Origin of the sequence: Streptosporangium sp. NPDC023825 (assembly GCF_040639575.1) — a bacterium.
In the GTDB taxonomy this organism is placed as follows: domain Bacteria; phylum Actinomycetota; class Actinomycetes; order Streptosporangiales; family Streptosporangiaceae; genus Streptosporangium.
On sequence record NZ_JBFAAE010000002.1, the window covers coordinates 19185 to 35331 of the forward strand.

Sequence of the window (16147 nt, forward strand, 5' to 3'; positions counted from 1 at the left end):
TGACGCGGTCCGACGGTTCTCCGACTGGGTCGTGCTCGTGCCGCTAGCCCTCCGCGAGCACACGGGACTCCCTCAGCGCCTCTCGCCAGTGCCGCATCGGCGGCAGCCCGGCCGCGCGGCCGCGGGCGTCCCCGAGCACGCTGTACGCGGGCCGGGGCGCGGGGCGCGGGAAGTCCTTGGAGGAGACCTCGGTCACCCGGGCGGGATCGGCGCCGAGCAGCGTGAAGACCTCCCTGGCCAGGCCGAACCAGCTCGTGTGGCCCGAGTTGGTGGCGTGGTGGACGCCGGGCGGCGCCCCGCTCCCGGCCAGGGCGACGATCCTGGCCGCCAGGTCCCCGGCCCAGGTGGGCTGGCCGAACTGGTCGCCGACGACGTGGGGGGCGGCCCCCTCCCTCTCCAGGCGGGCCATCGTGCGGACGAAGTTGTGGCCGGTCGCGGCGTACAGCCAGGCGGTGCGCACCACGTAGCCGCCGCGCGGCAGCACCTCCAGCACGGCGCGCTCGCCCGCCAGCTTGGTCCTGCCGTACGCGTTGACCGGGCAGGGCCGCGCGTCCTCGGGGTAGGGGTCCAGCGCGGTGCCGTCGAAGACGTAGTCGCTGGAGGGCTGGATCATCCGCGCGCCGGCGAGCCCGCACGCCTCGGCGAGCGCGCGCACCCCGGTGCCGTTGACGGCGAGCGCCTCGTCCTCTCGCGTCTCCGCCTCGTCGACGGCGTTCCACGCGGCGCAGTTCACCACGACGTCGGGGCCGTGGGACGTGACCAGGCGGCGCACGGCGGACGTGTCGCGAAGGTCCAGCTCCCGCCTGCCGAACGCGAGGACGGGCCGCCCCTCGGCGCGCAGGCGGGCCGTCAGTTCGGTTCCGAGCATGCCGGAGGCACCGATGATCATCCAGCGGGTCATCCGGTCTTCCCTCCCCGCCGCCCGCCCACCGCACCGGCCGAACCGGCCGTGCTCACCGCACCCACCGCATCGACGGAACCCGTCGAACCCACCGCGTTCACCGCACCCGCCGAACCCGCCGAACCCGCCGAGCCGGGCGGGCCCGCGCCGCCCGGCGGCGAGCCGTCACCCGCCTCCTCCACGGCGGCCTCCCACCAGCCCGGGTTGTCCTCGTACCAGCGGACCGTCTCCGTCAGGCCCCGCTCGAACGGCACGGACGGCCGGTAGCCGAGCGCGCGGAGCCGGGAGTCGTCCAGGGAGTAACGGCGGTCGTGCCCCTTGCGGTCGGGGACGCGCTCGACCATGTCCCACCCGGCGCCGCAGGCCTCCAGGAGCCGGGCGGTGAGCTCGAGGTTGCTCAGCTCCGCCGTGCCGCCGATGTGGTAGACCTCGCCGCGCTCGCCGCGCTCGGCGACGAGGCGGATGCCCGCGCAGTGGTCGTCGACGTGGACCCAGTCGCGGACGTTGCCGCCGTCGCCGTAGAGCGGGACCCTGCGGCCTCGCAGGAGACAGGTGACGAAGCGCGGGATCAGCTTCTCCGGATGCTGGCGGGGACCGTAGTTGTTGCCGCAGCGCGTGATGGAGACCGGCAGGCCGTGGGTGACCGCGTACGCCTGGGCGACCATGTCGCCGCTCGCCTTGGCCGCGGAGTAGGGCGAGCGCGGGCTGAGCGGCGCGCTCTCGTCCCAGGAACCCCTGTCGATCGACCCGTACACCTCGTCGGTCGAGACCTGCACCACCCGCGGGGTGCCCGCGTCCAGGCAGGCCTGCATCAGCGCCTGCGTGCCGAGGACGTTGGTCCGTACGAAGTCGGCGGCGCCGTCGATCGACCGGTCGACGTGGGACTCGGCGGCGAAGTTGACGACGAGGTCGTGCCCGGGGACCAGGCCGGCCAGCAGCTCGCCGTCGCAGACGTCGCCGTGCACGAAGACGTGGGGCGTCCCCTCCAGGTTCGCCGGGTTTCCCGCGTAGGTGAGCTTGTCGAGGACCGTCACGGCGGCCCCGCTCGCGGCGAGCACGCGGGCGAAGTGGGAACCGATGAATCCGGCGCCCCCGGTGACCAGGACCTTGGACGGGGTTGGGGTCGCCCCCCTGTCGGCTGCTGTCATGAACTTATCTGGACCTTGCTGTGATCGCCCAGCACGAGACGGTGGGCTCTGGGGGTGGTGGGGGCGGGGGTGACCTCGACGTCGTGGCCGATGAGGGAGGCCTCGATCCGCGAGACTCCGGCGATCGAGGATCTGGGCAGGACGATCGAGTACTCGATCTCGCTGCCGCTGATCGCGCAGCCTTCGGCGATCGAGGTGAAGGGGCCGATGTAGCTGTCGCGGATCTGGGCTCCGGGACCGATGATCGCGGGCCCGACGACGCGGGACCGCTCGATCGCGGCGCCCTTCTCGACGACCACCCGGCCGATCAGCTGGCTGGCGTCGTCGACCAGGCCGTCCACCCGGGGCTCCAGGGACTCCAGCACCAGCCGGTTGACCTCCAGCATGTCGGTGACGTTGCCGGTGTCCTTCCAGTAGCCGGAGATGACGGAGGACTCGACCCTCCGCCCGTCGGCGATCAGCCGGTGGACGGCGTCGGTGATCTCCAGCTCTCCTCGCCACGAGGGCTTGAGCTCGGCCACCGCCTCGTGGATCGCGGCGGTGAACAGGTAGACGCCGACCAGGGCGAGGTCGCTCTTGGGGACGGGCGGCTTCTCCTCCAGCCCGATCACCCGGCCGGTGGCGTCGAGTTCGGCGACCCCGAACTGCCGGGGGTCCCTGACCCTGGTGAGCATGATGTGGGCGGCGGGCCGCTCGCGGGTGAAGCGTTCGACGACGTCGTCGATGCCGCCGACGATGAAGTTGTCGCCGAGATACATGACGAAGTCGTCGTCGCCGAGGTAGTCGCGGGCGACGAGCACCGCGTGGGCCAGGCCCAGCGGCGCCCGCTGGCGGATGTAGGTGACCTCCAGGCCGAACGCGCGGCCGTCGCCGACGGCCGCCTCGATCTCGGCGTGCGTGTCGCCCACGACGATCCCGATCTCGCGGACCCCCGCGGCGGCGATGTCCTCCAGCCCGTAGAAGAGGATGGGCTTGTTGGCGACGGGCACGAGCTGCTTGGCGGAGGTGTGGGTGATCGGCCGCAGCCGGGTGCCCGACCCTCCGGCGAGCACGAGTGCTTTCACTAGTAGGCCCCTTCTCCGCCGGTCACGGCGCTCCAGGTCTTCCAGAGGATCTGCAGGTCCAAAAAGAGCGACCAGTTCTCGACGTATCGGAGGTCCAGGCGGACCGACTCCTCCCAGGTCAGGTCCGAGCGCCCGCTGACCTGCCACAGGCCGGTCATGCCGGGTTTCACGACCAGGCGGCGGCGCACGTCCGCGCCGTACTGCCTGACCTCGTCGGGGAGGGGCGGCCGCGGGCCGACGAGGGACATCTCCCCGCGCAGCACGTTGAGCAGCTGGGGCAGCTCGTCGATGGAGTATCGGCGCAGGAAGGCGCCCACGCGGGTGATCCTTGGATCGTTCCTAATCTTGAACAGGACGCCGTCGAACTCGTTCTCCCGCTCCAGATCGATCTTGAGCTGCTCCGCGTCGACCACCATCGTGCGAAATTTCACGACGTGGAACTCCACGCCCCCCTTACCCACCCTGACCTGGCGGAAGAGAGCGGATCCCGGGCTCGTCGCGCGGATCAGCGCGGCGATCACCAGCATCGGCACCCCCAGTGCCAGCAGGGCCAGGCCCGCCCCCGTCCGGTCGAACAGGCTCTTCGCCAGCCGCCGGGCGCCGCGGAAGTCGGGGTGCTCGACGTGCAGGAGCGGCATGCCGGCCACCGGGCTGATGCTGATGCGCGGGCCGGCCACGTCCATGAGGGCGGGCGCCACGAACAGGTCGGTGCGGGCGTCCTCCAGGCCCCAGGCGAGTCTGCGCAGCGCCGCGCCGTCCAGTTCCGGGCAGGCCAGAACGGCGACGGCGTCGGCGTCGACCTCGGCCACCACCGCGGGGACGTCGGAGAAGTTGCCGAGGACCGGAACCCCGTCGACCTCCACCAGGTCGGGGCCCGCGGGCAGGCACGCGGCGACGACGGTCATGCCGTGGTGCGGCTGCCTGCGCAGCTGCATCACCAGGTCGAGCACCGACTCCCGATGGCCGACGGCGACCATGTGGCGCATGTAGTCGCCGCGCGAGCGCCTGCGGTGCAGCCGCTTGCGCATCCGGTAACGGAAGAAGATGGTGAGGGCGAAAGCGAGCGGGAACATCGCCATGACAAAGCTGCGGGCGATCGGAGTTTGCGTGATGTACGCACCGATCGCGACCGCCGCCGTCAGGCCGGCCGCGCCATTGAAAACCGCCCTGAATTCGTCCGTTCCCTCACCGTGCGTGCGCTTGCGATAGGCACCCCCCGACGCCAGGGCCAGTGGCCAGATCAGGGCGAGGCTCAGCCCGAGCAGGGCCTCCGCCGGAGGGATGAAGGCGCCCAGCCACAGCCGGACCCCCAGAACGGTCTCGCAGGCGACCACGGAACACGCGACATCTCCGGCAAGCAGAATACGGACATAAGAGCGCGTCCAAATGCTTGGAGAAGTGCGTGCAGGACCTTTGAGAAGGCCGAGGACGAGCTCCTCGGTTTCCACTCTCATACCACCCCGTCCCACCCAAGATGCCTGGACGCGGCCGGCCTGGTGGCCGCGTATCTCATTCAATGGTTGACAGCATTCCCTTATGCATCAGGAGCGTGGATACCCATGGAAATCCTAGTGATCACCAATGAGTAGGGGAATACCGGGTACTGTCCACTATTGGCCGAACTACGGCAGAGATGGCATCTTGACGGAACGATCCAAACGTGTAAGTTTGGTCGCCGCATTTGGAAATAATTAGAAATTAGTCGTATTCAAAATCCGGCAGGGCCGAAGGCGGTTCAGGACTGCGCCACACGACGACGTAATCGTCGCGCGCGGACTCCACCGCCGCACCGAGCCGGTCGAGGTCGAAATCCGGGAGATACCGGAGGCGGGCGAGGAAGGTCGCGTCGGTCGCCGAGCTGGGCACCACGCACCCCTGGCCCTGTCGATCGAGAAGGATGTACAGGATGTCCGAGTCCGTATCGCCCACTACCCGCACCTCGACGACGTCCTCCCACGCGAGGGCGTCAACGCTGCCGTCCGCGTAGTGACGGGTCACGCCTTCTTCGGTGACATATACGTAGGAGTCCGGCACTGAGTTGCCGTGCATGGGCGCGATTGTGACGACTTCAGGGCTCCGCGTGCAATAGAGCCATGCAAGTCGGTGCCTAATGATCGCCCCAGCTGTGATCGAGATGCGCGGCGACCGCCTCCCTGGCGGCCTCCTCGGGACCCCGGCCGATCGCGTCGAGCAGGTCCCGGTGCTCGGCGACGAGCACGTGCCGGTCGGAGTAGACCGCGCGCAGCCTGACCAGGCCGAGCCTGGTCTCGGCGGCCAGCATGCCGTAGAGCCGCTCCAGGCGGGGGCTGCCCACCGCGACGACCAGCGCCTGGTGCAGTGCCATGTGCTCGGCCACCGTCTCCGACCAGGGGGCGTCGGCGGGAAGCGCGGCCATCCGCGCCAGCGCCGCGTCGGCCTCCCCGACCCGCCGCCCCGCCAGCGAGGTGGCCGTCAGTTCCTCCAGCGGGCGCCGGACGAACATCAGGTCGTCCAGGTCGTCCACGGTCACCTCGGCCACCTGGGCGCTGCGGTGCCGCTCACGCCTGAGCAGCCCCTCGTGCACGAGCACGGCGAGCGCCTCGCGGACGGTCGGGCGGGCCACCCCGTACAGGGCCGAGAGCTCCTGCTCCGGCAGCGTGGTGCCCGGCGGGATCTCGCCGGACAGCACCCGCCGGCGCAGGGCGTCGGCGAGCGCGCCGACGGCGGAGACGGGATGGATCGGGAGGGTCACGCCGACGACCCTATTGCCCCCCGGTCCCGGCTTCCCCGATGGACGCGCCCGGGCAGGGAGACCGCGACCAGGCTGGCGCCGAGCAGGACGAGCCCGGCGACCGAGGCGGGCGTGAGCCGCTCGCCGAGCACGACGACGCCGAGCAGGGCCGCCACCGCGGGCTCGGCCAGCGCGAGGGTGGCGGCGGTCGCGACCGGGGTCGTGCGCAGCCCCCTGCCGTACAGGAAGTAGGCCAGCGCGGTGGTGGCGCAGCCCAGGTAGAGGGCGGTGAACAGGCCGCGCGGCTCGGCCAGCCAGCCGGTGCCCGTCCACAGCAGGACGGGCACCATGACGACGGCGGCCCCGCCGAACATCAGCCCCATCACCGCGTCGGAGGGCGCTCCCGCGCCGATCGCCCGCGCGGCGGTGACCGCGTAGAACGCGTACAGCAGGCCGCCGAGCAGCGCGAGCAGGACACCGTCGGCCCGCACCTCGCCTCCTCCGCCGGTGAGCACGGCGCAGCCGGCGATCGCCACCGCGGTCGCCCCCGCCCAGCGGCGGCCGGGCCACGCTCGGTCGAGCAGCCAGGACAGCAGCCCGGTGAAGACGGGACCGCTGCCGATGGCGACCACGGTGCCGACGGCCACCCCGGTCCTGCCGACCGCGGCGAAGTAGCACAGCTGGTACGCGGCCACGGCCATCGCCGCCGCCGCGAGCGGGCCCGGGCGCGCCCCGGGGCCGCGCCTGCGCCCGCCCTCCGGTCCTCCGGGAAAGCCGGCGAGAGAGCCCTCGGGAGAGCCTGCGGGAGGGTCCTCGGGGAAACCCGCGGAAGGTCCGGGAGAGCCCGGGAGGGGGCCTGTGGGGGATCCGGGAGATCCGGGGAGGGAGCCCGAGGGGGAGCCTCCGGGCAGGAGCAGGAGCCGCGTCGCGGGAGCGGTGACGACCGCGAGGACCAGGCCGCCGATCACCAGGCGGGCGGAGGCCAGGGAGACGGGATCGACCCCGCTGACGAGCAGGCCCGCGGTTCCCGCGGTCCCCCAGAGCACGGCGGCTCCGATCACGGCGATTTTCATGGGTCGATTGTAGGCAGATTGTATGACAACTAGACAACACCGGGAGGCGTGTCCGGCCGGGAGAGGGCGACGAAGACACGCCGGGCATCCCGTTTTCGCGGGTTTGCGCGCGGGTAGTTCGGCGAGGTGAGATGTCCGAGAGGCAGCGCGAACCAGCAGTTCAGGGGGCACGGCCGATGGTGATCCAGGGTGTCACCCGCGAGAACGACCGCACGGGCGCCCGCGGCGTGCCCGCCGCCTGCGATCGGAGGCGAGGATGACCACGGTCTCCAGGGGAACGTTCCGCCAGGGGGCGGCCGGCGAGGTCGAGTCCATGATTGGATCCGCCACGCCACACCCGCTGGACGGCGTGAAGATCACCACTTCCGCCGAGGCGATGGACGCGATCGCCGAGGCCCTCGACCTGCCCGACCGTTTCGGGCACAACCTCGACGCGCTCTACGACGTGCTGACCGACCTGTCGTGGTTGCCGCCGGGCGAGCACCTGCTGATCTGGTCGGAGCCGTCGACGCTCCGGACCGGGGACCGGCCGGCCTACGACGCGATCCGGACCGTTCTCGCCGAGGCGGTCGCCGACGGCGCGGCAGGAGGATCCTTCCTGTCCGTCCTGATCCTGACCGACTGAGCCGTCGCCACGCAGTGGGCGCAGAAGACGCCGTTCCTGCCCTCGGGACAGCTGCAGTGCCAGTGGAGGGTCCCGTCGACGAGCCGGAACTCGACACACGCGGCGCCGTCGTCGACCTCGGCGGTCACCCGTGGCGGGCCGAACCGGACCAGTTGCACCGCCCCCGCCCTCGCCAGCTCGCCACCACGGGCCAGCGCCGCCTGGTCGGCGCGCTCGGCCTCGGTTCCGATCAGGTCCGCGATCTTCTGCATCGTCGACCCCCCTTCTATCTAAGAGACGTACGCGAAGAGCCGACGGTTCCGAACCGACACATCGCGATAAATAGTCTCAATGTGGCTCACGTGCACGTCTGGTCCCACGTGACCCACATTGCTATGTTTGGCCATTGTTAACCACGCATCTCAAGGTGTGCGAGGTATTATGGCCAGCCGAAAATACTCAATCAGGGTAAAGATTTTTACCTTACTCCTGGTACCCATTATATCCCTTGTAGTGATTTGGGTATTTGCGGCCAACATCACGGTCCAAGATGGGAAGGAGCTGCTCAAAATCCGTGGCGGTTACGAGCAGGTGGTCGTGCCCGCCAGGAAGGTGACCACCGCGCTCCAGCACGAGCGGATGCTGTCGCTGTCCGTCCTGGGAGACGTCGGCGTCTCGCGCAGGGAGCTGGACGCCCAGCGCCTGCGGACGAACGGCGCCCAGGCCGAGCTGGAACGGCTGGCCACCGCGGCCCGCCCCGACATCGCCCCCGCCACCTGGGGACGCCTGAGCCGGCTCCTCGCCTCGCTGGACCGGCTCACCGAGATCCGCAGCGGGGTCGACACCCGTACCGAGACCCGGCTGCGGACCCTCGACGCCTACAGCGGGATCATCGCGACCGCCTTCGACGCCTACGAGAAGATCCGGATATCCGCCGACGTCGAGCTGAGCGATCAGACGCGAGCCGTCGTCATGGTCGGGCGGAGCCGCGAGATGCTCAGCCAGCAGGCCGCGCTGATATCCGGAGCCGTCGTCGAGGGGGCGATGAGCCCCGCGGAGCGCGCGAGGTTCGGCCAGCTGGTCACCGGCCGCAGGCTCCTCTACTCCCTGGGCTTCGACCAGCTCGACGCCGAGTTCCAGGCCCTCTACACCCCTCTGCGTGACTCCTCCGGCTATTCCTCGTTCGAGAGGATCGAGGACGCCGTCTCCTCCTCGGCCGTACCCGAGCCCTCCTGGGCCGGGATCGCCACGCGGCTCTCCGACGACTTCGACAAGCGCGCCGGGGACGTCAGCAGGCGCATCAGCGAGCGGTCCACGTCCCTCGCCGGCGACATCATGGTCCGGATCGGCCTGGCCGCGGGGCTCGGCCTGATCGCGATCGGGCTGTCCGTCTTCGTCTCGGTGCGGTTCGGCCGCAGGCTCGCCGGCGAGCTCGTCGGCCTCCAGCAGGCGGCCCTCGACCTCGCCGGCAGGCGGCTGCCGGACGTGGTCCGGCGGCTCCGCCGGGGCGAGGACGTCTGCTCCGAGGCCCCCGAGATCAAGGTCGGCAGTACCGTCGAGGTCACCGGGGTCGCCGAGGCGTTCTCCTCCGTGCAGCGGACCGCGGTCGAGGCGGCCGTCGGCCAGGCCCAGATGCGCAAGGGCGTCAACAAGGTCTTCGTGAACCTGGCCAGGCGCAGCCAGTCCCTGCTGTACCGGCAGCTGTCCATGCTGGAGGCCATGCAGCGGCGGGCCGGCGACCCGGCGACCCTCGAGGACCTCTTCGGCCTGGACCACCTGACCACCCGGATGCGCCGGCACTCCGAGGGCCTGATCATCCTGTCCGGTGCCGCTCCCGGCCGCGGGTGGCGGAACCCGGTCACGATCTACGACGTGGTCCGCGCCGCGGTCGAGGAGGTCGAGGACTACCCGCGCGTGACGATCGGCGTCCCGCACGGCCCGTCCGTGATCGGCGCGGTCGCCACCGACGTGATCCACCTGGTCGCCGAACTGGTCGAGAACGCCGCCATGTTCTCTCCCCCGCACACCTCCGTACGCGTCCACGGCGACCTGGTCGCCAAGGGCTACGCCATCGAGGTCGAGGACAGGGGGCTCGGCATCTCCGCCGAGGAGACGGCGCGGCTCAACGCGCTGCTGGCCGACCCGCCGGAGTTCGACCTGGCCGACAGCGAACGGCTCGGCCTGTTCGTCGTCGCGCAGCTCGCCGCCCGGCACGGCATCCGCGTCTCCCTGCGGCCCTCCCCCTTCGGCGGCACCACGGCGATCGTGATGCTCCCGAGCGAACTGGTGGTCGAACCGGTCGATCCCCGGTTCACCTACTCGGTCGAGGTCGAACGGCTGCCCCAGGACGGCGGCCTGCCCAGACGGGTGCGCCAGACCGTACCCGCCGAGCGGACCGCCGCCGGAGTCCCGGGCGCGGGTACCCGGGAGACCCGCGAGGGCGGGACGGGCGAGGGCGCCGTCCCGAGCGGCGTGTCCGGGACGCTCCGCGACGGACGGCGGCACGCCGGGCAGGAGGGTGGACCGTGACAGCGGAGCGTTCACTCGACCGGTCCGACCAGCTCGATCGGTCCGACCAGCTCGATCGGTCCGAGCAGCTCGACCAGCTCGACCGGTTCGATCAGGAGGCCGGTCCGATCGTCCGCCCCTACACGGTGACCCGCGGCCGGACCAGGCCCGCGGGAGACCATTTCGACCTGATGGCCGTGGTGACGGCGGTCAGGACCCCCCACCGGGAGCTGCAGCCCGAGCACCTGTCGATCCTGGACGCCTGCCGCGCCCCGATCCCGGTCGTCGAGCTGGCCGCGCGGACCGGCCTGGCCGTCGGGGTGCTCCGGGTGCTCCTCGGCGACCTGCGCGGCAGCGGCCTGATCACCGTGCGGCCCCCCGCGCCCCCGTCGGCGGTTCCCCGCGAGAGCCTGCTCCGCGACCTGCTCGCCGGTCTTCGAACCCTCTGATCCCGCACCGCTCACCGGTGCACCGTCGTCTTGCCGGCAGCCGGAAGACCGTTGCCGGCAGCCGGAAGACCGCCGGTGCGTCCCGGGTGCCGCCGGATCACCGCCCTGCTCGCTCGACCTCGAGGTCCGGACTCAGTCGGTGGCCAGGCGGGCGTGCCGCTCCACGTCGTAGCGGACACCCTCGTGGCTCAGCTTGGCCCGCTCGATCCCCTCGGACAGGAATCCGGCCCTGGTGGCCACCGCGCAGGAGGCCTCGTTGCCGACCCGATGCCCCAGCTCCAGGCGGAACAGCCCTCGTTCCCCGAACGCCCACTCGGCCATCACCCTGACGGCGGCCACGGCCACGCCCCGCCCCCTGGCGCGCGGGAGCGTCCAGTAGGAGACCCAGCCGGTGCCGTGCGCGTCGATGTTGCTCACCGCGACGTTGCCCACGACCTCGCCGTTGGACACCACGGCGAACGCCCGCGCGTCGTCGCGGAACCCCCAGACCCCCATCCACTCCAGCGCCGCCTGGGCAGTGTCGATGGGCCGGGCCGCCTGCTCCGCCATGTCCGGGGAGCGGAACGCGTCGAGCACGACCGACATGTCGTCGGGCCGCCATCCGCGCAACTCCACTTCCGTCATCCGTGCAGGGTAACGCCCGGCGACCGGCCCGTGAAGTGCGCCGACACCGGACCGCTCACCTTCCCCGGCCGGAGAACGGACCGGACAGCGCCGCCCACTGCAGCAGCATGATGGTCTTCGCGTCGGCGATCTCACCCGAGGCGATCATGTCCAGGGCCTTCGCGAAGGGCAGTTCCACCACCTCGATGTCCTCGCCGTCGTCGGCCAGCCCTCCTCCGTCGGAGGTCCGCCGGTCCGCGCTGTACGGGGCGGCGAAGAAGTGGACGCGCTCGGTCACCGAGCCGGGGCTCATGTAGACGTCGAAGACGTGCTCGACCTCCCCGATGTCGTAACCGGTCTCCTCCGCGGCCTCCCTGCGGATCGCGGTCTCCGGGTCGTCGTCGTCGAGCAGACCCGCCGCCGTCTCCAGCAGGAGCCCGTCGGGGTGGCCGTTCACGTAGACCGGGTAGCGGAACTGCCTGGTCAGCAGCACGGTCGCCCGCTCGGCGTCGTAGAGGAGCACCGTCGCGCCGTTGCCACGGTCGTAGGTCTCCCGCTGCTCGGTGCTCCAGCCGCCGTCCCTGCGCCGGTAGTCGAACGTCGTTCTACGCAGCACGTACCAGCTGGACGAGAGCAGCCGCACCTCCCGCACCCGGACCCGGGGGTTGCCGGTCAGATCCAGCCCTTCCCTGTCCAGTCCCGTACGACCCCGCCCATCCGGGACATCCACCCCGGGCACCTCACCCGACACCGGCTCCCCGCCCTTCTCTCGACACCGCGCCGCGCGCCGGTACGGCCCCGCGCGGCCGGGCCACCGCCCCGGGAGGCGGTGGTCACCCGAGGGACAAGTCTGCACCAGTGGGTGAGAAGGCCCGCGAACCGTCACGCGTACCGGAGGTGCGACGGCGGGTGGAGAGAAGCGGGCGGACAGAAGAGGCCTCGCCTCACCCCGGGCCGGCGGGAGGCCTCGTATCCGAGGTGGGCCTCGTGTCCGGGGCGGGCCTCGTGTCCGGGGCGGGCCTCGTGTCCGGGGCGGGCCTCGTGTCCGGGGCGGACGGAGACACCGCCGGAGGCTTCGCGTCCGGAGCGGAGGAGGACACGGCCCGCAGCGACGCGGGGACATCGGGGTCGAGGGAGAACGCGTCCGCGAGGCCGGTGATCGTCAAGATCCGTTCCAGGACCCCGTGGACACCGGCCAGCCGCAGGCAACCCCCCGCCGCGCCCGCGCGCCGCTGGAGTTCCAGCATGGTCCACAGGCCGGTGGAATCGCAGAATCTCAGGCGGGCGACGTCGAGGACGAGGTGGCACGCCCCGTCGTCCAGCTGCGCGACCATGACGTCACGCAACCGGGGGCTGGACAGCCTGTCCAGCTCACCGGCGAGCGCGATCACCGAGGCGCCCTCGTGCCTGCGGACCGAGAGATCAAGCCGCGTCGTCATCCTCCACAATCCTTACGCCGGTTGCACCGAGGCTATTTTAAAGATCTTGGTGAGAAGACGCTCTCCGGCCAACCGCAACACGCCCGTAAGCGAATCGCGCCCTGGACATGGGAACCGCCCCTGATCCGGCTCGCGGCTCCCCCGCTGGGAAGGCTCCCACGTCGGGAAATCGTCCACATCGGATCGGAGGTCACAGATAGATCTAGAACCTGCGGGGCACTCAGCAGCTATGAGCGACGATTCGGAGAGCCGCGACTTCACCGTGAAGGGGTTCGGCGACGAACTTTCGGGCCGGCCCAAGACGATGGGAGAGATAGCCGTGCACCTGGCGGTCAGCGAATCACTCGCCAACCACGGCCACCACGCGCTGGTCAACGCCCACGAGGCGGCGGCGAGCAGCCACCAGCTCATGGCCGAGGCGGGTGTGGGCGATGTGGACGAGCATCTGGATCTGGCGCGGTGGCACCGCTGGTGCGCCATCGTCGAGGATCAGCTGGCCGACGAGGCGGATCAACGAACCCCCGCCAAGCGGAACAAGCACGACTGACCCGGCGAGCACACGAGAAACGGGTACGGGGCCTACCCCCGTACCGGCGGGAGGCGCGGTCACGGTGAGGGTGACCGCGCCTCCCGCCGGCGAGAGGACACGGGGAGCCGTTCGCGGGAACGTACGGGAGACGGTCGCGGGAGGACACTGCGGGGCGAAGCGCCGCGCGGGCCACCGGCACCGGGGCCGCGGGGATCGGCCGCCCCGGCTACGCGGTGTTCCGGTTCACGTCCCGCAGCCACCCGCCGTGGGAGGAGCAGACACCCTGGAGCCCGCCCGACATGCTCACCTTCCTGTCGACGCACATGACCAGGTAGCCCCTCCCGCTGGGGAAGTTCTCGATGCAGGTGAAAACCTGGCAGGCGCCGTTCGCGGGCGGATACACCTTTTCCCCCGCGGGACAGAACGTGAACCCGTAGGGGTTGGGAGGCGCATCGCAGAGCGGGCCGGTCGGCATCACGGAGGGTGGCGGTGAGAGGGGCGGCGGGGGAAGCGACGGGGGGAGTGATGGGGGAAGCGACGGGGGAAGCCGCGTAACTGTCGGCGCGGGCGTGGCGGTGACCGTCGCGGTGGCGGTCGCGGTCGCGGTGACGGTCGCCGTCGCGGTGGCCGTCACGGTCGCCGTCGTGGTCGCGGTCACGGTGGTGGTCACGGTCTCGGTCACCGTGATCGTGGTGGTCACGGCCGGGGTGGTGGGCCGTACGGTGACGGTCACCCGGGGTGCGGGGGTCGTCCGCGCCGGCGGTGTCGTCACCGAAACAGAGGATTTGCCACTTTTCTTATAGGTGTCGGTTCCGAGATACGTTTCGTGCCAGGCCGTCCGCCCGGCACTCACCGACAGGCCGGTCGTCACCGTCCGGCACTTCTTCTTCGCGCAGACACGTTGTTTCACGGAGAACCGCCTGGCGGTTCCGTATCCGTTCGTCACCTGCACCCTGAGGTAGGACTTGCCTCCGACCCTCGTCACGGAGGTCTTGACCACCCGCTTGGCCGGCGTCGCGGGAGCGGTGTTCACCCCGCCGTCCACCAGCGCGGAAGCGCCGCTCACCCCCTTGCCCGCCTCCAGGAAGCTTCTGATCGCCTCCCTGCCCGCACTGGCGGTGGGACCCGTGGCGGAGCTCACGGCCGAGGCGGAGAAGGTGTCCCGGACGTCGATGGCCCCCAGCCAGCCGATGACGGCGATCAGGGTGCCAACGGCCGCCACGGACAATATAAAAACTCTCATACCACCACAAATGTCCCGTATGTCAGAATTACTGCAGATAAATAATTTATCAGCACTTATATCACTTCCCTCCGTTGATTTCAGCCGAACCGAGACCGTCCCGGCAGCGCGCGGACCCGGTGCCTTTCATCGCGGGAAGGCCCGGCGCCTTTCGCCGCGGGAAGGTACCGGCCGGACACGCGCGAACGGCGCCCGGCGTACGGTCACCTCGCGGGTGTGACCGGCCGGGCGCCGCGACGGGCCCTGTGCCCGGGGCCTGCGTCAAGGAAGCAACAACCCCCAGTAGAGGGCCCACGGGACGAACATCGCCCCGCCGGCGAGCAGGAGGCCGAGCCGTACCCCCTCCTCCCGCGGCACCGAGGCCCGGGCGCGACGCCAGGCCAGCCCGGTGAGGACCGCCGCGGCCACGGCGGCCACCGCGAGGGCCTGCAGCACCAGCCAGAGCACCGGGCGCCCCGCCAGCACGGGCCCGGGAGCGGCCAGCTTGCCGCCGGTCATCACCAGGTAGAACAGGTAGAGGGACGATCCGAGCACCGCCGCGAGCCCCGCGGCGCTGAGCAGCCGCGCGGCCCCGGTCACCGGAGGCCGCGACCGGCCGCGAAGGCGCCGCACCAGCGCGATCACCGGGTAGGCGGTGAAGGCGACCAGGATCAGCAGCAGGACCGCCAGCTGGACCGGCGCCGACTCCCACGGGCCGGGAGGACCCACCGGCACGGTCCGCGAGGCCTGCACGGGAGCGGGCCCGGACGTTCCCGCCACCGGCGGCCTGCCCGCCGTGACGTCGCCGACCCAGGAGCCGACGAGGTCCGCGTAGCCCGGGGCGAGTTCGGGCGACCGGGTGACGCCGCCGTCGGGACTCTGGTGGGCGGCGTGCTCCGCACCGGGGAAGAAGCGGAACGTGTAGTGCTTGTTGCCCCCCTTCTCCAGCGCCCTGGCGAAGATCGGCGGGCTCTCCTCGGGCGGGGTCAGCAGGTCGTGGGTGCCCCAGATGGCGAGCACCGGCTGGCGTACCGCGGCGATCGTCGGCTCGGGGTCGTAGTACGGCTCGGGGAACATGCCGCCGTCGGCGATCGTCCGGTACAGGTTGAACTCGGCCCGGTCGATCAGCGATCCCGACACCCCCGCCTTGCGCAGCCCGGCCGCCACGGCCCAGGTCTGCTGCCGCAGCGGCGGCAGCCCGTTGGCGCCCACGAGCACGACGAAGGCGATGTCGCTCGACCGCGCCGCCGCGATGGGGACCACCCAGCCGCCCTCGCTGAGCCCCCACATGCCGACCTTCGCCGGGTCGACGCCCGGCTGGGAGCGGAGCACGGCCAGGGCGGCGAGCGCGTCGTCGGCGAGCAGCGAGTAGGACCGTTCGAAGAGCGAGTAGCCCACCGACCGCTTGTCGTAGATCAGCACGGACACCCCCTGACGGGCGAACGCGACGGCCTCGCCCATCAGCTTCTCGCGGGGCGTTCCGGTGCCCGCGCCGTGCACCAGGACCATGCCGGCACGCGCGGATCCCGCGCCGGCGGGCGAGACGACCGTGCCGTGCATGGCGAGGCCCCCGCCACCGCGGAAACCCACCTCCGTCGCCGCGAGGTCGGGCGGGACGCCGGGGGGCGCGGCGCTCGTCGGGGCCGCGGCGGTGAGAGCCGCGGCCGGAGGCGCAAGGGCCGGGGCGACAGGGGCCGGAGCTGCGGGGGCCGGGGTGACGGCGGGAGCCGCGGACGTGGCGGCGGCTGCTGGAACCGCGAGCAGGCAGAGGGCGGTGGCGGCGACCACCGCCCGGAGTCCCAGGGAGACCGGGGGGATTCTTCTCATATGCCGAACGTACTCTGCAGAGAGTTCTCGGCAAAGCTTTGTCTGCAGATATCGTTCTGCAGGACTAGGC

Annotated in this window: 17 protein-coding genes; 4 read left to right on the plus strand and 13 right to left on the minus strand. The window is 71.3% G+C overall.

Features of this window, described 5'->3' with window-relative positions; genetic code table 11:
* Positions 1–43: 43 nt before the first annotated feature.
* From rfbD to AB0G15_RS01835, 7 genes are all read right to left on the minus strand, one after another.
* Positions 44–901, minus strand: a complete 858-nt coding sequence (gene rfbD / locus AB0G15_RS01805; RefSeq protein ID WP_362834493.1) for a dTDP-4-dehydrorhamnose reductase — start codon at positions 899–901, stop codon at positions 44–46.
* Positions 898–2049: a dTDP-glucose 4,6-dehydratase gene (rfbB, locus tag AB0G15_RS01810; RefSeq protein WP_362834495.1), complete on the minus strand. Its 1152-nt coding sequence runs from the start codon at positions 2047–2049 to the stop codon at positions 898–900. Before rfbB ends, rfbD begins: the two co-directional genes overlap by 4 nt.
* On the minus strand, positions 2046–3113 hold the full coding sequence (locus AB0G15_RS01815; RefSeq protein WP_362834497.1) for a glucose-1-phosphate thymidylyltransferase: 1068 nt from the start codon (positions 3111–3113) through the stop codon (positions 2046–2048). The genes rfbB and AB0G15_RS01815 overlap by 4 nt, the downstream gene beginning before the upstream one ends.
* Positions 3113–4447 carry a sugar transferase gene (locus tag AB0G15_RS01820; RefSeq protein WP_362834499.1) on the minus strand — a complete coding sequence of 445 codons (1335 nt, stop codon included), beginning with the start codon at positions 4445–4447 and terminating at the stop codon, positions 3113–3115. Before AB0G15_RS01820 ends, AB0G15_RS01815 begins: the two co-directional genes overlap by 1 nt.
* A 364-nt stretch (positions 4448–4811) precedes the next feature.
* Positions 4812–5162 carry a hypothetical protein gene (locus AB0G15_RS01825; protein ID WP_362834501.1) on the minus strand — a complete coding sequence of 117 codons (351 nt, stop codon included), beginning with the start codon at positions 5160–5162 and terminating at the stop codon, positions 4812–4814.
* Positions 5163–5220: 58 nt separating this feature from the next.
* Positions 5221–5844: a GntR family transcriptional regulator gene (locus tag AB0G15_RS01830; protein WP_362834503.1), complete on the minus strand. Its 624-nt coding sequence runs from the start codon at positions 5842–5844 to the stop codon at positions 5221–5223.
* Entirely contained in the window at positions 5841–6896 is a 1056-nt protein-coding gene (locus AB0G15_RS01835) for an EamA family transporter (protein ID WP_362834505.1), read from the minus strand. Before AB0G15_RS01835 ends, AB0G15_RS01830 begins: the two co-directional genes overlap by 4 nt.
* A 256-nt stretch (positions 6897–7152) precedes the next feature.
* Here AB0G15_RS01835 and AB0G15_RS01840 point away from each other — a divergent pair, with 256 nt between their 5' ends.
* Positions 7153–7521 carry a barstar family protein gene (locus AB0G15_RS01840; protein ID WP_362834507.1) on the plus strand — a complete coding sequence of 123 codons (369 nt, stop codon included), beginning with the start codon at positions 7153–7155 and terminating at the stop codon, positions 7519–7521.
* On the opposite strand, the gene AB0G15_RS01845 is transcribed toward AB0G15_RS01840, so the two are convergent.
* Positions 7431–7772, minus strand: coding sequence for an SWIM zinc finger family protein (locus AB0G15_RS01845; protein ID WP_362690371.1), 342 nt, complete (start codon positions 7770–7772; stop codon positions 7431–7433). The two genes, AB0G15_RS01840 and AB0G15_RS01845, sit on opposite strands and share 91 nt — an antisense overlap.
* Positions 7773–8013: 241 nt before the next feature.
* On the opposite strand from AB0G15_RS01845, the gene AB0G15_RS01850 reads away from it, so the two are divergent.
* Both AB0G15_RS01850 and AB0G15_RS01855 read left to right on the plus strand, forming a co-directional pair.
* A complete protein-coding gene (locus tag AB0G15_RS01850; protein WP_362834509.1) occupies positions 8014–10029 on the plus strand; it encodes an ATP-binding protein in 2016 nt (671 codons plus the stop codon).
* Entirely contained in the window at positions 10026–10457 is a 432-nt protein-coding gene (locus tag AB0G15_RS01855) for a DUF742 domain-containing protein (protein ID WP_362834511.1), read from the plus strand. Before AB0G15_RS01850 ends, AB0G15_RS01855 begins: the two co-directional genes overlap by 4 nt.
* Before the next feature lie 132 nt (positions 10458–10589).
* Here the strand turns inward: AB0G15_RS01855 and AB0G15_RS01860 are convergent, their stop codons facing one another.
* The 3 genes from AB0G15_RS01860 to AB0G15_RS01870 all read right to left on the minus strand — a co-directional run bounded on the left by AB0G15_RS01860 (position 10590) and on the right by AB0G15_RS01870 (position 12499).
* The gene (locus AB0G15_RS01860; RefSeq protein ID WP_362834513.1) at positions 10590–11081 is read right to left on the minus strand and encodes a GNAT family protein; all 492 of its coding nucleotides are present in this window, start codon (positions 11079–11081) and stop codon (positions 10590–10592) included.
* Between the two features lie 55 nt (positions 11082–11136).
* On the minus strand, positions 11137–11790 hold the full coding sequence (locus AB0G15_RS01865; protein ID WP_362834515.1) for an NUDIX domain-containing protein: 654 nt from the start codon (positions 11788–11790) through the stop codon (positions 11137–11139).
* 214 nt (positions 11791–12004) lie between these two features.
* A complete protein-coding gene (locus tag AB0G15_RS01870) occupies positions 12005–12499 on the minus strand; it encodes an anti-sigma factor antagonist (protein ID WP_362834517.1) in 495 nt (164 codons plus the stop codon).
* Between the two features lie 229 nt (positions 12500–12728).
* Between AB0G15_RS01870 and AB0G15_RS01875 the strand changes: the two genes are divergently transcribed.
* Entirely contained in the window at positions 12729–13046 is a 318-nt protein-coding gene (locus AB0G15_RS01875; protein WP_362834519.1) for a hypothetical protein, read from the plus strand.
* A gap of 208 nt (positions 13047–13254) precedes the next feature.
* On the opposite strand, the gene AB0G15_RS01880 is transcribed toward AB0G15_RS01875, so the two are convergent.
* On the minus strand, positions 13255–14250 hold the full coding sequence (locus tag AB0G15_RS01880; RefSeq protein ID WP_362834521.1) for a hypothetical protein: 996 nt from the start codon (positions 14248–14250) through the stop codon (positions 13255–13257).
* Between the two features lie 282 nt (positions 14251–14532).
* Entirely contained in the window at positions 14533–16077 is a 1545-nt protein-coding gene (locus tag AB0G15_RS01885) for a prolyl oligopeptidase family serine peptidase (protein WP_362834523.1), read from the minus strand.
* Between the last annotated feature and the right edge of the window lie 70 nt (positions 16078–16147).

What these genes read in the sequence shown, in the direction of transcription:
- AB0G15_RS01835 (WP_362834505.1), bottom strand. Translation starts at nt 6,896, where the DNA reads ATGAAAATCGCCGTGATCGGAGCCGCCGTGCTCTGGGGGACCGCGGGA.
- AB0G15_RS01870 (WP_362834517.1), bottom strand. Translation starts at nt 12,499, where the DNA reads ATGACGACGCGGCTTGATCTCTCGGTCCGCAGGCACGAGGGCGCCTCG.
- AB0G15_RS01840 (WP_362834507.1), top strand. Translation starts at nt 7,153, where the DNA reads ATGACCACGGTCTCCAGGGGAACGTTCCGCCAGGGGGCGGCCGGCGAG.
- AB0G15_RS01845 (WP_362690371.1), bottom strand. Translation starts at nt 7,772, where the DNA reads ATGCAGAAGATCGCGGACCTGATCGGAACCGAGGCCGAGCGCGCCGAC.
- AB0G15_RS01885 (WP_362834523.1), bottom strand. Translation starts at nt 16,077, where the DNA reads ATGAGAAGAATCCCCCCGGTCTCCCTGGGACTCCGGGCGGTGGTCGCC.
- AB0G15_RS01875 (WP_362834519.1), top strand. Translation starts at nt 12,729, where the DNA reads ATGAGCGACGATTCGGAGAGCCGCGACTTCACCGTGAAGGGGTTCGGC.
- rfbD (WP_362834493.1), bottom strand. Translation starts at nt 901, where the DNA reads ATGACCCGCTGGATGATCATCGGTGCCTCCGGCATGCTCGGAACCGAA.
- AB0G15_RS01825 (WP_362834501.1), bottom strand. Translation starts at nt 5,162, where the DNA reads ATGCACGGCAACTCAGTGCCGGACTCCTACGTATATGTCACCGAAGAA.
- rfbB (WP_362834495.1), bottom strand. Translation starts at nt 2,049, where the DNA reads ATGACAGCAGCCGACAGGGGGGCGACCCCAACCCCGTCCAAGGTCCTG.
- AB0G15_RS01860 (WP_362834513.1), bottom strand. Translation starts at nt 11,081, where the DNA reads ATGACGGAAGTGGAGTTGCGCGGATGGCGGCCCGACGACATGTCGGTC.